Source organism: Sulfurimonas sp., from assembly GCF_050296975.1.
GTDB lineage: Bacteria > Campylobacterota > Campylobacteria > Campylobacterales > Sulfurimonadaceae > Sulfurimonas.
Genome location: NZ_JBNKRX010000031.1, coordinates 63,062 through 77,554, shown reverse-complemented (window position 1 = coordinate 77,554; position 14,493 = coordinate 63,062). Strand labels below are relative to the sequence as shown.

Below are 14,493 nucleotides of genomic sequence, written 5' to 3'. Positions count from 1 at the left end.
ATAAAGAAAATAAAGGGGAAATTATGAAAATTAAAAGTAAAGTTGTGATGTCATTAATAGTGACATCATTTTTAAGTACATTATTACAAGCACAAACAGTTTTAGAGCAAGTTGATGTCAATGCGACACCTTCATCTCGTGAAGATTTAGACCCATCAAGTGTAACTAATCTTTACCAGATAGAAAAATCTGCTCAATTTGGCGTAGAAGTTCTTGACGAAGAAGCTATAGAGGCCTATAAACCAAAAGATTTTTTTGATCTTATCAATAAAGCTACTGGTATGGATGTAACTTATCAAGGGCGTAAACATCCTTACTTCATTCGTATGCGTGGTGGCGGGGATATCACATATATCTTAGATGGTGCTATTCTTCCAGGTACAAGCGATAGAATTTTAACAAAACTACCGATGTCAGCTATTGAAGAGATTCAAATCGTTCGTACTGCAACTGCAATCACACTCGCACCCTCTATAGATATAGGTGCATCAAACAGTGGTTCTGGGACATCCGTTGGATATATCATCATCAGAACAAAACATCCGAAAAAAACACAAGGTCTTATCAGTGGTTTTACTGAAAAAGCACTCACACAACCACGTGCAAATGGACAAAACATCTATCTTGGGACAACTTTTGGTGATGCATCATCACTTAATGGTTATATCGGTGGTATGCTCTCAAGAACTGATCGTCCAAGTAAAGAAGATTGGTTTGATGGAAGTAGTGCAAATGCAGGTATGATTAATGGAGGTCTTAATTATGGGATGCTAACACTTAATCTTATGGGGTATAAAGATAGTGGTCGCTTTGAGATGCAAAAAGGTGTTGCAACAGATGGTACTATCAGTGATGTTGAGTGGTACTACGATCCAATTAAAACAAATGTTGTCTCTTTAGATGGAAATCTTTTATGGAGTGAAAATCAAATCACACTTTTTAGTGCTTCAAAAATTAACTATTCCCAAGATGAATATTCATCATCAACTGCAGTTAAAAACTATACAGAAACAACACAAACGTTTAGTTTAAGACATAAAGCACGTTTTTTTGAAGATACCTTGATAAATCTTGGTGCACAAAGAACAAGAAGTAAAGGGTATGGTCCAAACCTCTCTAAATCTTACAATAACTACGATACAGCTGTTACTGGTTATGCTATCTCTCTTGAGCAGTCACTTTTTAACGATGCTTTAGTTTTAGATGCAGGATACAGATATGACCAAAAACATATAAACCACTCAACAACAGCAGGTGGGAAAGGTTCAAACAAAACAGTTGCACATGATGAGGCGAATAATGATGTTGATTTAGCTCCTGCAAAAGTTATCGCATTAGGTATGCTTTATAACTTAAACGACACAATCAAGATGAATGCCCGTTATTATAGAGGGGATGAAGGTTCAGGGGATTTTGATCTTGTAACAGAAGACAATTCAACTCTGCATCCAGAAAAACAAAACCGTTGGGAAGTTGGTGTACAAGCTGAATTTACAAAAGCTTTTAAACCTTCAATCACTTACTTTGATGTAAAAATCAAAAATGAAAAAACATCTACAGATACTACCTATACTGATGCTGATGGAAATGAGTACTACTACTATACAGAACAAGATTCCCATAGAAAAGGTGTTGAAGTTACTATTAATGGTGTAATTCAAAAAAACACTAACTATAAGTTTTCATGGACACATATGTTAAGTGATGAAACAACACAAAGTAGTAGTACTAGTGATAGTGTAGGAGTATCTACTCCAAAAGATATCTATAGTGCACTTTTATCTCATAGATACAATGACTATCACTTTAATGTCTCTGCAAAACACGTAAGTGAATATAGTAGTTCTACAAGTGCTATGGGTGTTTCAAGTCAAGTTCATTTAGGAGACTATATACGTATAGATGCAAATATCATGAAAGATTTTGTTTATGATACCTATACATTTACTGCAAAACTTTATGGTAGGAACTTGACAAATGACCAGTATGCAACTCGCTACACTACTGGGTATTACTACGATAGAGGGAGAACTATCGGTGCTGAGCTTAGCTTCGCATTCTAGGATTTACCATGCGTATAGTTTTTTTCATAATTTTGATTATGACACAGTTACAAGCAAAAAACATTACAGATATGTTAGGGCGCACTACAACCATTCCAGATACACCTAAAAAAGTGTATGCACCCTCACCGTATGGCTCGTACGCTTTATATGCGATGGACCCAAATCTACTTGTTGGATGGATTTTCAATATCGATCCTAAGTTTTATCCTTATCTCAATAAAAGGATGGAAACGCTCCCTGTTATAGGGCGTGTATTTGGTGCTGGACAATCGGCAAACTTAGAAGTTTTACTTGCCAAGCATCCAGACTTAATACTGATGTGGTCACACGTCAACGAGTTTACTCAAAAAGAGGAGCAAAGACTCAAAGTCCTTAACACTCCTTATGTGTATGCATTAGATGAAAATCTTTTAGATTATGTCAAAGTTTTTAAGTTTTTAGGTGAAGTTCTCTCTTTAGAAGAAAGAGGCAATGCCTTATCCGCTTACACACAAAAAACTTTTGATGATGTCAAAAAAGTTGTAAAAAATGTACCACAAGAGAAACGTCCTCGTGTGTACTATGCAGAGGGGCTTGATGGGCTTAGCACTGAGTGTAATGATTCTATACATGTAGAGATTTTACAAATTGCAGGGGATGTCAATATCCATAAATGCCACACTTCAAGTCATAAAGGGTTTGAAAAACTTTCAATGGAGCGAGTTTTACAATACGATCCTGATGTTATCTTAGTGCAAGATGAAATCTTTTTTCAAAAAATCTACGATTCAAAACTTTGGAGAGATATTCAAGCTGTAAAAAATAAAAGAGTATTTCTTATCCCAAAAGCACCATTTAACTGGTTTGATCGTCCACCATCATTTATGAGAATTTTGGGGCTTAAATGGGTTATGCACAATCTTTATCCAAAAGAATACCCAATAGATATGACACAAGAGACAAAAGATTTTTACAAACTCTTTTTAAATGTTGATCTTACACAACAACAAATAAATACTTTACTCAATATAGGAGAGGCAAAATGAAAACTTCACTTAAACATCTAAGTATATGTACAGCTATCGCTTTGTCATTTAACCCTTTTAATCTTCTCTTGGCAGATGATATACCTAAAGCTGAGAAAAAAGCAAAAGATAAAACTCATAGAGTTGATAACTATGACAAAAATGCTATGGGGATAAATGCACCAATGTATGACTATTATGCAAATAAAATTAAAGAAACGACAAACATCACTCAAGGTGTTTGTTTAGACGTTGGCTCAGGTGGTGGCTATATGGGATTAGCCTTATCAAAAATCACAGATTTGGATTTTATCTTTTTAGATATTTCCAAAGAAGCACTCAAAAAAGCCGATCAACATATCAAAGAGTACCATCTTGAAAAAAAAGCAAAAACACTTTTGGCAAATGTTGAGAGTATCCCTTTAGAAGATAACTCTATAGACCTAGTGATAAGCCGTGGCTCTATCCCTTTTTGGGAACATCCAGAGAAAGGTCTCGCAGAGATTTACAGAGTTTTAAAAGTTGGTGGTAAAGCATATGTCGGCGGTGGCAAAGGCTCACCTGAAATTCGCGCTGCTATTGATAAAAAACTTCAAGAGATGGGAAAAGAACCAAGAATGAACAAACATAAAGTTCATGGAGATGGGATGAAACGTGATTATGCACAACTACTACAAAGTGTTGAAATCAAAAACTTTAAAATTCACCAAGGAGATGATGGAAAATGGATAGAGATGTGGAAATAAAACAACAAGAAAAAAAACAGACAAACCCTTCAAGTTTTGACAAGATTGTTCAGGAGGTTTTTGCTCCAATTTACCCTGTTATCACAGAACAAATTGTGCAAACAACCAAAGTGAAAAATGGAAAATGTTTAGATGCTGGTTGTGGGACTGGTGCACTTGGGCGATCAATGGCACACATCACAGACTTAGAGATCACTTTTTTTGATCAGTCTGAGGAAATGTTAGAACTTGCGAAACAATACACAACTAAGGAATCTATTGTAGAGCGTAGTAATTTTCTTCAAGGAGATATACACAATATAGGGCTTGAAGATAATTCGATGGATCTTGTCATTAGTCGAGGTTCTATGCCTTTTTGGGAAGATTTACATCAAGCTTTTAGTGAAATCTTGAGAGTTTTAAAAGTTGGTGCTTATGCTTATGTTGGGGGTGGATTTGGAAATGCCACACTGCGTGATGAGATTAAAGTAACAATGAAAGAACGAAATCCAAACTGGAATAAATCTTTTAGCAGTAAGTTTAAAGCCGAAAAAGATGCACTACCAGAAATTGTGAAATCACTCAATCCCACTTACCACCAGATTATCGATGATGACAGTGGTTTTTGGGTTTTAATGATGAAGTAAACAGGCAGAAAAATGTACGCAATATTAGATAATGCAGAACTGTTACTTGATTATGGGATTATTGGTGTACTTATCTTGATGAGTATAGTCACTTTTACCCTTTTGTTTGAGCGTTTATATTTTTACTCTAGTGTTAAGATCGATACTTATTCACACCGCGATGCACTGGAGATGAAACTTACAGACAATCTCAACATACTTAGTGCTATAGGAGCAAATGCTCCTTATATAGGTTTACTTGGGACAGTCCTTGGAATCATGCTCACTTTTTATACCTTAGGAGATACTGGAAGTATCGATTCTAAAAAAATCATGATGTCACTCGCTCTTGCACTCAAAGCAACTGCTATGGGATTAATCGTCGCTATACCAGCTATTGTTTTTTACACTTTTTTAATTAGAAAAGTTGAAAAAATTCTCACGAGCTATGACATAGCAAATGAGATATAAAAGTAACTCTTATGGCGAAATGTAAAAAAACACCCAAACGTTTTGATCAGATAAATGTGATCCCTTTTATCGACATTATGCTTGTACTATTAGTAATGGTTTTAACAACAGCAACTTTTGTAAAACAAGGGATCATTCCAGTTGATCTACCCCAAGCACAAGCACAAAAGAAACAAGATAAACCTAAAGAGCTTAATATCTACATAGATAATACTGGCAAGATATTTTTAGATAAAGAGGAGCTAACTCTTGAAAAGTTAGAGGAGCATCTCAAAACCGTTGATAAAGATACAAATATCATCCTTCGCAGTGATAAACAATCAAGATTCCAAGACTTTGTAAGTGTGATGGATATCTTAAAAAAGTTAGAGCATGAAAAGCTCTATATAGTTACAAAAGAACAATAAAGGAAAAACTATGCAAAACCAACAAAATTGTAACAACAGTAAAATTACATCATTTACGCAACTTGGTGAAACACTTAGCCCACCTTCTACTCCCCGTTTTGGCGGTGAAGAGATTCGTGTCGTGGAGTCAATGATCGACATCATATTTCCACCTGTGCCATTTCCATCGAATAGAATCTTTAAAGCACTCGGTGAAGAAAAGATTAGAGATATGGTGCGCTACCATCATGCACTGCTTTTAAAAACTACGATCAAAACCATTTTTCCAAGTAATCCAGAAGCACTAAACCTCGCCATAGAAAAAAGTGCAGACTTTTTTGTCGAAGCTTTAGGAGGAGGAGATGTTTTTACAAGTCAACATGGAGAGCCACACCTTAGAATGCGTCATTTTAAAGTACCAATCACTGAAAATGATCGTGAAATCTGGTTGGCAATGTACAAAAAAACACTCAAAGAGATCACTTTCCCAAAAGAGCTTTTAGAGGAGTTTTGGAATTGGATCGAACCGCTTTCAATCCGTATGATTAACCGTCGTACAAATATGAGTGCTATCCCCCGCCATTATTGGCATACAGTAAAAAAAGAGTTTTAAACAATGGAGGAAATTATGAAAAAAAGGAAAATACTCCTCTCTCTTATCACACTTTCTTTACTTGCAAGTGATCTGCTTTACGCAGATTCTAGCGATATAGTACTAGAAAAAGCAGAAGTAAGTACACAGATTGAAGAGGAGTCTAACATAGGCGAAATAAGTAGTGTAAGTGCTGAGGAGATCAAAGTTACAAGCAGTGCAGAACTGTTGAACCCTTACAAAGCTATATCTCTTGAAGCAGGTGTAGATATACGTACGAATGATCCTTTTGGGATGAGTGTTACACACAAAATCAGAGGAAAAGCAGATAGAAATATAGGAGAGACATTAGAGGGTTTACCACTTAAAGGTATAGGACCTGGTGGTGGGCTTTCAACAATGGTTGATATTGAAAATATTAAGAGTATTAGTATTGAAAAAGGTGCTATTAAGGCCGATAGCGGTTTTGGTTATGGAAGTGATAATGGTATGGTAAACATGCAAATGAAAAGACCATTAAATGAATTTTCAGCAGAACTCAAACAAGCATTTGGAAGTTATAATTTTTCAAAAACATATCTTCGAGTAGATAGTGGTGAAGTAGCTAACACAGCAAAATTTTTTCTCTCAGGTTCCTATACACAAGCAGATAAGTTTAAGGGTGAAGGAAAATCTCCTAAAAGAAAAAATTTCGCATTTGGTGTAGCAAGTACTTCAGATCAAAAAATCAAATGGGAAATTTATGGTATCTATAACGATGAGCAAAAACATAGTTATAAAGGGTTGACATATGATCAAAGTAAAGACCTCTCTAGATACAAAGATGCTGATTACAATACAGAGTTAACTGGAGATGCTACATCTGATGCTCAGTATTATGATCACAACAAACAAGACTTTCAAACATATACACTTTTTGCAAAAGTTGAAGTCCCCCTCTCTTTAGACGATACAGTGAGTTTTCGTCCCTATTTTTTAAATGACAAAGGATACAGCTACTCATCAAGTGGGAACAAAGTTATCGACTGGATTGTAGATCATGATACTTTTGGAGCTGTTTTAGAGTATACCCATACATTTGACAATGCTAAAGTAAAAGCTGGATACTGGTACCAAGAGGATGAACCTCCTGGACCTCCAACAAGTAGAAAACTACGCACTGGTGATGATTTGGAGTTTATAAAATGGGAACGCATTATTAAAGTAAGACAAAATCATAAATTTAGTGCACCATTTTTAACCTATGAGCAAACCTTTGGCAATACTATTGTAGAAGCTGGTTTAAAATACCTCTGGTTAACTTCCCCATCTCTTGTCAGTTACAACACTACTGGTATAGGTGATGTGAGTTATGAAGAAGCTTTAACACAAGTCTCAGATATAGACTTTAAACTTCGCGCAAATACCTATGAGATTTTTTTACCAAATATAGGTGTAACTCATTTTTTAAATGAAAATTCTTCGCTTAAAGCAAGTTATGGTCGCAACTACAATACCCCTAGCTATGGTTTTGGTGGGAGTATGATTAAGTACTTTACAAGTTCAGCTGTAAATAAAGACTTAGCCAAAATGCAAGAGATGTGGGCTGCTCTTAAACCTGAAGAATCAGATAATTTTGATCTAGGCTATAAATATGAGGGGTTAAAAACAAATTTTGCATCGACACTCTTTTACTCACAAGTGAAAAATGTAGGGGGAAATTTTTATGATCCAATCTTAGACTATACTTATCAACAAAACACGGCAAAAGCAGAATCGTATGGTTTAGAACTTAGTGGAGCATACAACTTTAGCCCTACATTGCTTCTAAGGGGTGCAGCAACCTACAACCATTATGCTTTTACAACAGATATTGAGTCTTCCTCTGGTGCATATATACAAACAAAAGGGAATCAACTCCCAGATGTGCCACTGTTTTTTGCAAATATCTCTGCTGAATATAGCCTTGCAGGGTACAAAATTGTCCCAATTGTGCGTTATTTAGGGAAAAGATATGTGGATGTTGAACACCAATACACAATTGATCCACACTATCTGATGGATATCTCGATCAACAAAGAGTTTATACTTACAAAAGATCAATCACTCCAGCTTTCACTAGCGTGTACAAATCTGTTTGACAAAGCATACATTTCAACTTTTTCAGCTTCAGAACTCAATGTTAAACCTGACATCTCTTATACAGTAGGTGCACCGAGAACTGTTTTTGGTTCAGTGAGTTATAAGTTTTAAAATGCGTATATTATTTTTAGTTTTTTTCTTTATAGAGTCTCTTTTTGCAACAACTCAAAGCTCTTATGCTAAAGATTTTCTTGGCAAAGAGTTTATACAAAAAGATACCCTGCAAAGAATTGCTATTACATGTTATGGAGGAGCTTTACAAGAAATATCACTCTTTCTAGATCCAAAAACGATTGTAGCGCATCCAGGGACACAAAGATTTTCTTTTTTTGCACAAATATTTCCAAAATTAGAGAGCATACCAACAATTGGGACATTTAATGAAATTAATTTTGAAACTCTTTTAAAACTTAAGCCAGATATAGTGTTTGCAGGAGTTACATCTTTACCTACAAATAAACGTATTGAAGAGTTTGGCATTGAAGTTTTTACCCTTGGAATCGGTAAGCACAATATCGATTCATTATTACAAGAATTTAGAAATGTTGGTATATTAACAAATCAGCAAACAAAAGCATCTAAACTTATAAACTACTGGCAATTACAGTTGAATTATATACAGACACATATCCCTGCAAAACCATTCCAAAAAAAAGTATTTTATGTCAATGGAACAAATAAGCTTTCTAGTGAAGGCAAATATATGTGGGGGAATGACTTTCTAACCAAAGCTGGAGCTATCAATATTGTTGAAAATTTTGAAGGAAAAACAGATATATCAGTTGAAAAGCTCATCGCTTTTAATCCAGACATCATTATTCTTTCCAACAATAAAAGTGCTTTTTTATCACCACAAGAATTAGCTCAAAACAATATTTATAAAAATGTAAAAGCTGTTCAAAATCAGCAGGTTTATGTGTCTCCTGTTGGTGGATTTTGGTGGGATAGACCTTCTCCAGAAGCTATTTTAGGAATCATGTGGTTAAGTAAAGTTTTATACCCAAAAGAGATGAAAGGTTTAGATTTATCTAAAGAGACAAAATACTTTTTTAAAACTTTTTACAATTATTCACTAACTAACCATGAATATAAAAACTTTTTTTATCATAAGGAGATACAATGAAACTAGGAATTTTTCTATTAACTGAGAGTTATCATGCAAATTCCCATGCAGCAATTTTAAACGATACAGAGTTAGCCATATATGCAGAATCTTTAGGGTTTGATGAAGTTTGGTTTGCCGAACACCATTTTAACTCTTTTAGTGTTATCCCAAACCCCTCACTTATGATGGCATATGTAGCAGCCAAAACTTCAAAAATCCGTATAGGAAGTGCTGCATTTTTAGCACCTTTTTATCAAAGTGTGCGACTTGCAGAAGAGATAACTACACTCGATAATCTTTCAAACGGTCGCATTAACGCTGGATTTGCCAAAGGGGGATTTGCCCCAGATATAAAAAACTTCTCCGTTAGTGCCTCAGAACTTCGAGAAAAGATGTTTGCTACTGTCGAAGAGATACAAAAAACTATCTATGACAAAGAGGAGTTACACCCTAAATCTCTACAAAAAAAGATACCTTTTTACATTGCAACTTTTTCCTCTATAGAGACTCTTGAATTTGCAGCAAAACATCGTCTTGGACTTATGTTTTCTCAAGGAGCTACACTTGAAGAGTGTGAAGAAGCTATAACGTTTTATAAAAAGATAGCTGGTGTTGCACCAGAGGTTGTTTTGATGCGTGTATTTTATGTTTCACACAATGCTAAAGAAGCATATGAAAATGCTGTTGTAGCAACTGATCATTTTGTAAAATCTATGCGCAGTTTAAAATCTTTTCAAAAACAACCAAGTTTCAATCAAAAAAACTACAACACACTTCTTGAGCAACGTTACCAGTTTTTTGATGCAAAAAAGTTTATGAGTTGTGCACTTGTAGGAAATGTAAAGGAGTGTACACAGCAAATTTTAGAAATTAAAAGGAGGATAAAAAAATTACACCTAGTACTTAAGCCTGCATCTATCGATGCCAACCGAATTAGAAAAACACTCAAACTCTTCCATGAAGAGATTCAACCAAAGATTTAAAAGGAAAACAAATGAAAACTACAGCAAGAAATGAATTAAACGGCTCAATTGTACAGATAAAACATGGACAAGTTATAAGCGAAGTAGAGATGTCTATCTCACCAGAGATATCAATTCTCGCAACTATCACAAATGATGCTACAAAATCTCTTAATTTAAAAGTTGGAGAAGATGTATCTGCGATCATAAAGTCATCTCATGTACTTTTAAGTAAAGAAGAACTTCGTACAACTGCACGAAATAACTTTTTAACTACCATTAAAGAGATTATCCCTGGAGCAGTAAACTGTGAAGTAAAACTTTCAGTTGGAGAGCAAACTTTATGTGCAATCATCACAAATGACTCATGTAAAGAGCTTAATCTTAAAACTGGTGATGAAGTATATGCATTTTTCAAAGCTTCGAGTGTAATACTTTTTGCATAATCTAAGGGGTATATTATGAAAAAAAAGGTTTTATTTTTATCGGTTTTGAGCTCTGTACTTTTAGCAGATACTTATGAACTTGGTCAAGTAAATATAAAAACGAACATTAATGATATCAATATATTTGAAGAGCAAATTACCGAGGATTCTATCTCGCAACAAAACTCTTTTACGATTAATGATGCACTTGATAGTATCAGTGGTATCAATCAAGATCTTCAAGGTGGACGTGGCGAATCAACACTCTATATTCGTGGTTTTGATGCAAGACGTATCGGTGTATTTATAGATGGTATTCCAATCTCTGTCCCTTATGATGGAAATTTTGATTATGCAAGATTTTTAACAGGTGATATCTCACAAATTGATGTTTCAAAAGGATACTCTAGTGTTGCATTTGGAGCAAATACTATGGGTGGTGTCGTAAACATCGTTTCAAAAAAACCTACAAAAACTTTAGAGGGAAATTTAAAAGCGACACTTGTTCTAGATTCTGATGCTAAAGTAGCACGTCATATAGAATCTCTTAATGTAGGTACAAGACAAGAAAACTTTTATGCACAACTCAGTGCTGCGTATTCAAAACAAGACCATTATCGTATCAGTGATGAGTTTGAAGGTACAAGTACTCAACCAGCGGGAGAGCGTCTTCGAAGTGAAAACGAGGATAAAAAAGTATCTTTTAAAGTTGGTTACGTAGCTGATGATGCGAGTGAAATCGCTCTAAACTATGCCAATCAAAAAGGGCAAAAACAACAACCTCCTGTAGCAGATACAGAGTATGCAAAAAATAAAAATTGGGACTGGCCATATTGGGATAAAGAAACTATCTCAGTTACAGGACAAAAAAACTTTGAATCAAGCTACCTAAAAGCTCTTGCTTATTATGATAAGAGTAAAAACTCTCTTTACTCATATGATGATAGTACTTTTACGACTATGAATACAGGTAAAGCATGGAAAAGTCGTTATGATGACTATAGTTATGGAGCACGTTTAGAATATGGCTTAGAACTCAGTACTAATCTACTTACACTAGCAGCAAACTATAAAAAAGATGTTCACCGAGGTTATGATATCTCTAAAACAGATGATAGTGCAACCTTACAAGAGCGTTATGAAGATCATACGATCTCTTTGGGTATTGAAGATAGTTATACAATCAGTAAAGATTTTGAACTTTTAGCAGGTATCAGTTACGATACTAGAAAAGCTGATGACATCTATGATACTACAACAGCGTATCAAGATATGCTAGAAAAGACTACTCAACATAGTGTAAATCCACAAGCAGCATTGATATATACAATTGATGATAGTTCAAAACTTAGAGCGAGTGTAGTTTCAAAAACATATATGCCAACTATGAAAGATAGATACTCTAGAAAACTTGGAACTGCTGTACCAAATCCTGATCTTAAAAGTGAGCATTCACTCCAGTATGAACTTAGCTATACAAAAAGAGTAAATAACCTTTTAGGACAAATCAACGGTTTTTATACACGTGTTGATGATGCTATTCAAAGTGTAGTATGGGATCAAAACTCTTCCCTCAAACAAAACCAAAATGTAGGAACATTTAATCATATAGGGTTAGAACTTGAACTCACATACAAAACAAATGACTTAGAAGTTGGTGGAAACTATACATATCTCAAAGTTAAAAATACAAAAGATGAGAGTGTAAAACTTGTTGATGTACCAAAACATCAACTCTTTTTATTTGCCGAGCAGAAATTTTTGGAAGATTTTTCACTCTATGGAGATATGAAGTTTAGAAATGGAGCCTATGAACAAAAGTTAGATTACTCCTATGTTACAAACCCAAGTATGACAGTGTTTGATATCAAAGCAACTTATAAGCCGATAGATTCTTTAACTACAGAGATTGGTATCAAAAATCTAACAGATGAACTAATACGTTACGATATGGCATATCCAATGGCTGGACGTGAATTTTTCGCTTCTTTAGAGTATACATTTTAAAGAAACAAGATGAAAAAATATACAACATATATAGCTATAGATGATACTGATGAGTTAAACTACCATACATCAACTGGAAAAATTGCTTTAAACATTCAACAACAACTTGAGAGTACTTTTTCTTTACAAACATCTGTTTTAACAAGACATCAGCTACTTATGGATGCAAAAGTACCTTACACCTCTCACAATAGTGCGATGTGTTTTGGTATCACATCACACAATTACAATCTAGAAGATATCAAAAAGTTTATTATAGAGAGTGTTACCAATCAAGCAGCTAACTCCTCTGCTCCTGGTATATGTATATGTAGTGAACAAAATATTACCAATAAAGAGACTTTCATTGAGTATGGTTTTGATGCAAAAGATATAGTTTTAGATATTGAAAAAGCTTTTAAAATCGCTAAAGAACAAAATATTTTTCTTTTAGGATTAAAAGAAAACAAACAGGGAGTTATCGGTGCTTTAGCAGCTGTTGCGTTAAGAATTTCTGGTAATGATGGTGCTCTAAAAGGTGCATTAAAGCTACAAAAAGATTATACCTCATACAATGAAATTATGCAGTATAACTATTTTGATAAAATCGAACTTCTAGATCAGACATCTATAGATACCTCTGTAAAAATTTATACAAAAGAAGGGTTAAAAGCACTTTACCTCAACCATCAAAAAGTTTTACTAGTTGAAAAAAAAGATGACTGTTATACTCCTCTTGAAAAAGAGAAAATTTTACACTACCGAGTAAAAAATGCAAACTAAATCTTTTTTACGTCTTTACACTGTTGTACTTATGGGATTTTTCATCTTTGGAGTAGTGCTCAGCGGAATATTTATAGAGTATGGATATTTTGATATCCACAAACTTCTAGCTGGAATTTTCATATTTGTTCTACTCATACATCTTTATTTGAGAAAAAGAAAAATCAAAAAAATGGTTCTTGAATTTTGGTATGCACTACACCATAAAAAAGTAGAACAAACATCTAAAGATCAATTCTGTAAAAATCTTAAAAATGAGACTGTAGAGGAGTTATGCAAACAGTTAAATATTGATTTTAGAGTCTTAAGAGCAAGACTTTTACAACGAGATATAGTCATAAAAAGTAAAGATCATTCTTTAGAGGAGTTAGCCCTTTATAGTAATTATGATCCTTTTGAAATAGCCTCTTTAATTTTGGCTATTGCTTTACATTTTAACAAGGAGACAAAATGTTTTTAGAGCCAATAGACTTCGCTCAAATGTACATAGAACACAAAAAAAATACTATCTTCAAAGGAAAAAATCAAAAAGACTGGGATGCCAAATCAAAAGAGATGGCACCCTCTATGCAAAAATCATCCTATGTTGATGAGTTTATCTCAAAAATGGAGATTAATTCTGAAGATGTTATCTTAGATATAGGGTGTGGACCAGGTACATTAGCCATTCCTCTTGCAAAAAAAGTAAAACAGGTTATAGCCATAGACTTTTCAAAACAAATGTTAGAAGAGTTGGAAAAATATGCTAAAGATGAAGGAATTACAAATATCACAACTTATCATATTGGTTGGGAAGATGATTGGTCATTTTTACCTCATATAGATATAGCCGTTGCTTCAAGAAGTATGGAGGTAAGCGATATGCAAAAAGCACTTTTTAAGATGAGCTATATTGCTAAAAAAGCGTGTTATCTTACATATAAAGTTGGTGGGAGTTATGTAGATATGGATATCGTAAACTATATACAAAAGCCTATTGTAAAAAAACCTGATTATTGGTATATCCCTTTAATCTTATACACAAAAGGTTATTTGGCATCTATTGCGTATATCGCAACAAAAGGGAGTATAAAAAGTTATACAAAAGAGAGTTTTGTTTCATCTCTTCGTTGGAGTTTTGGCTCACTGAGTGAGGCCGAAGAGGAAAAGGCAAAAGAGTATTTTGATCGCTTCATTGAAAAAGAGCAAAAGCATCCTAAACCTTTTAAATGGGCATTTATTAGTTGGAAAGTATAATAAGA

15 protein-coding genes are annotated in these 14,493 nt (G+C 34.2%); all 15 read left to right on the top strand.

Going from position 1 to position 14,493, the window contains the following annotated elements; all coding sequences use genetic code 11:
• The first annotated feature begins 23 nt into the window (after window positions 1-23).
• Genes ACQY56_RS09350 through ACQY56_RS09280 form a run of 15 tightly spaced genes read left to right on the top strand, consistent with a single transcriptional unit; the run spans window position 24 to window position 14,488 of the window.
• Window positions 24-2,063 carry a TonB-dependent receptor plug domain-containing protein gene (locus tag ACQY56_RS09350; protein ID WP_428737984.1) on the top strand — a complete coding sequence of 680 codons (2,040 nt, stop codon included), beginning with the start codon at window positions 24-26 and terminating at the stop codon, window positions 2,061-2,063.
• Window positions 2,064-2,071: 8 nt separating this feature from the next.
• The gene (locus tag ACQY56_RS09345) at window positions 2,072-3,091 is read left to right on the top strand and encodes an ABC transporter substrate-binding protein (protein WP_428737983.1); all 1,020 of its coding nucleotides are present in this window, start codon (window positions 2,072-2,074) and stop codon (window positions 3,089-3,091) included.
• The gene (locus ACQY56_RS09340; protein WP_428737982.1) at window positions 3,088-3,816 is read left to right on the top strand and encodes a class I SAM-dependent methyltransferase; all 729 of its coding nucleotides are present in this window, start codon (window positions 3,088-3,090) and stop codon (window positions 3,814-3,816) included. Before ACQY56_RS09345 ends, ACQY56_RS09340 begins: the two co-directional genes overlap by 4 nt.
• Window positions 3,795-4,442, top strand: coding sequence for a class I SAM-dependent methyltransferase (locus ACQY56_RS09335; protein WP_428737981.1), 648 nt, complete (start codon window positions 3,795-3,797; stop codon window positions 4,440-4,442). The genes ACQY56_RS09340 and ACQY56_RS09335 overlap by 22 nt, the downstream gene beginning before the upstream one ends.
• 12 nt (window positions 4,443-4,454) lie before the next feature.
• Window positions 4,455-4,892: a TonB-system energizer ExbB gene (gene exbB, locus ACQY56_RS09330; RefSeq protein ID WP_428737980.1), complete on the top strand. Its 438-nt coding sequence runs from the start codon at window positions 4,455-4,457 to the stop codon at window positions 4,890-4,892.
• 11 nt (window positions 4,893-4,903) lie between these two features.
• Entirely contained in the window at window positions 4,904-5,299 is a 396-nt protein-coding gene (locus ACQY56_RS09325) for an ExbD/TolR family protein (protein ID WP_428737979.1), read from the top strand.
• Window positions 5,300-5,309: 10 nt separating this feature from the next.
• The gene (locus ACQY56_RS09320; protein WP_428737978.1) at window positions 5,310-5,891 is read left to right on the top strand and encodes a globin; all 582 of its coding nucleotides are present in this window, start codon (window positions 5,310-5,312) and stop codon (window positions 5,889-5,891) included.
• 15 nt (window positions 5,892-5,906) lie between these two features.
• Entirely contained in the window at window positions 5,907-8,102 is a 2,196-nt protein-coding gene (locus tag ACQY56_RS09315; RefSeq protein WP_428737977.1) for a TonB-dependent receptor, read from the top strand.
• 1 nt (window position 8,103) lies between these two features.
• Complete coding sequence (locus ACQY56_RS09310; RefSeq protein WP_428737976.1) at window positions 8,104-9,114, top strand: ABC transporter substrate-binding protein; 1,011 nt, start codon at window positions 8,104-8,106, stop codon at window positions 9,112-9,114.
• Window positions 9,111-10,079: an LLM class flavin-dependent oxidoreductase gene (locus ACQY56_RS09305; protein WP_428737975.1), complete on the top strand. Its 969-nt coding sequence runs from the start codon at window positions 9,111-9,113 to the stop codon at window positions 10,077-10,079. The genes ACQY56_RS09310 and ACQY56_RS09305 overlap by 4 nt, the downstream gene beginning before the upstream one ends.
• Window positions 10,080-10,090: 11 nt before the next feature.
• A complete protein-coding gene (locus ACQY56_RS09300; RefSeq protein ID WP_428737974.1) occupies window positions 10,091-10,504 on the top strand; it encodes a TOBE domain-containing protein in 414 nt (137 codons plus the stop codon).
• 15 nt (window positions 10,505-10,519) lie between these two features.
• Window positions 10,520-12,490, top strand: coding sequence for a TonB-dependent receptor plug domain-containing protein (locus tag ACQY56_RS09295; RefSeq protein ID WP_428737973.1), 1,971 nt, complete (start codon window positions 10,520-10,522; stop codon window positions 12,488-12,490).
• 9 nt (window positions 12,491-12,499) lie between these two features.
• On the top strand, window positions 12,500-13,252 hold the full coding sequence (locus ACQY56_RS09290; protein WP_428737972.1) for a hypothetical protein: 753 nt from the start codon (window positions 12,500-12,502) through the stop codon (window positions 13,250-13,252).
• On the top strand, window positions 13,242-13,712 hold the full coding sequence (locus ACQY56_RS09285) for a hypothetical protein (RefSeq protein ID WP_428737971.1): 471 nt from the start codon (window positions 13,242-13,244) through the stop codon (window positions 13,710-13,712). The genes ACQY56_RS09290 and ACQY56_RS09285 overlap by 11 nt, the downstream gene beginning before the upstream one ends.
• The gene (locus ACQY56_RS09280) at window positions 13,703-14,488 is read left to right on the top strand and encodes a class I SAM-dependent methyltransferase (protein WP_428737970.1); all 786 of its coding nucleotides are present in this window, start codon (window positions 13,703-13,705) and stop codon (window positions 14,486-14,488) included. The genes ACQY56_RS09285 and ACQY56_RS09280 overlap by 10 nt, the downstream gene beginning before the upstream one ends.
• Window positions 14,489-14,493: the final 5 nt, after the last annotated feature.

Excerpts from the sequence above, each read along its gene's own strand:
- ACQY56_RS09350 (WP_428737984.1), top strand. The coding sequence starts at position 24 with ATGAAAATTAAAAGTAAAGTTGTGATGTCATTAATAGTGACATCATTT.
- ACQY56_RS09345 (WP_428737983.1), top strand. The coding sequence starts at position 2,072 with ATGCGTATAGTTTTTTTCATAATTTTGATTATGACACAGTTACAAGCA.
- ACQY56_RS09340 (WP_428737982.1), top strand. The coding sequence starts at position 3,088 with ATGAAAACTTCACTTAAACATCTAAGTATATGTACAGCTATCGCTTTG.
- ACQY56_RS09335 (WP_428737981.1), top strand. The coding sequence starts at position 3,795 with ATGGATAGAGATGTGGAAATAAAACAACAAGAAAAAAAACAGACAAAC.
- exbB (WP_428737980.1), top strand. The coding sequence starts at position 4,455 with ATGTACGCAATATTAGATAATGCAGAACTGTTACTTGATTATGGGATT.
- ACQY56_RS09325 (WP_428737979.1), top strand. The coding sequence starts at position 4,904 with ATGGCGAAATGTAAAAAAACACCCAAACGTTTTGATCAGATAAATGTG.
- ACQY56_RS09320 (WP_428737978.1), top strand. The coding sequence starts at position 5,310 with ATGCAAAACCAACAAAATTGTAACAACAGTAAAATTACATCATTTACG.
- ACQY56_RS09315 (WP_428737977.1), top strand. The coding sequence starts at position 5,907 with ATGAAAAAAAGGAAAATACTCCTCTCTCTTATCACACTTTCTTTACTT.
- ACQY56_RS09310 (WP_428737976.1), top strand. The coding sequence starts at position 8,104 with ATGCGTATATTATTTTTAGTTTTTTTCTTTATAGAGTCTCTTTTTGCA.
- ACQY56_RS09305 (WP_428737975.1), top strand. The coding sequence starts at position 9,111 with ATGAAACTAGGAATTTTTCTATTAACTGAGAGTTATCATGCAAATTCC.
- ACQY56_RS09300 (WP_428737974.1), top strand. The coding sequence starts at position 10,091 with ATGAAAACTACAGCAAGAAATGAATTAAACGGCTCAATTGTACAGATA.
- ACQY56_RS09295 (WP_428737973.1), top strand. The coding sequence starts at position 10,520 with ATGAAAAAAAAGGTTTTATTTTTATCGGTTTTGAGCTCTGTACTTTTA.
- ACQY56_RS09290 (WP_428737972.1), top strand. The coding sequence starts at position 12,500 with ATGAAAAAATATACAACATATATAGCTATAGATGATACTGATGAGTTA.
- ACQY56_RS09285 (WP_428737971.1), top strand. The coding sequence starts at position 13,242 with ATGCAAACTAAATCTTTTTTACGTCTTTACACTGTTGTACTTATGGGA.
- ACQY56_RS09280 (WP_428737970.1), top strand. The coding sequence starts at position 13,703 with ATGTTTTTAGAGCCAATAGACTTCGCTCAAATGTACATAGAACACAAA.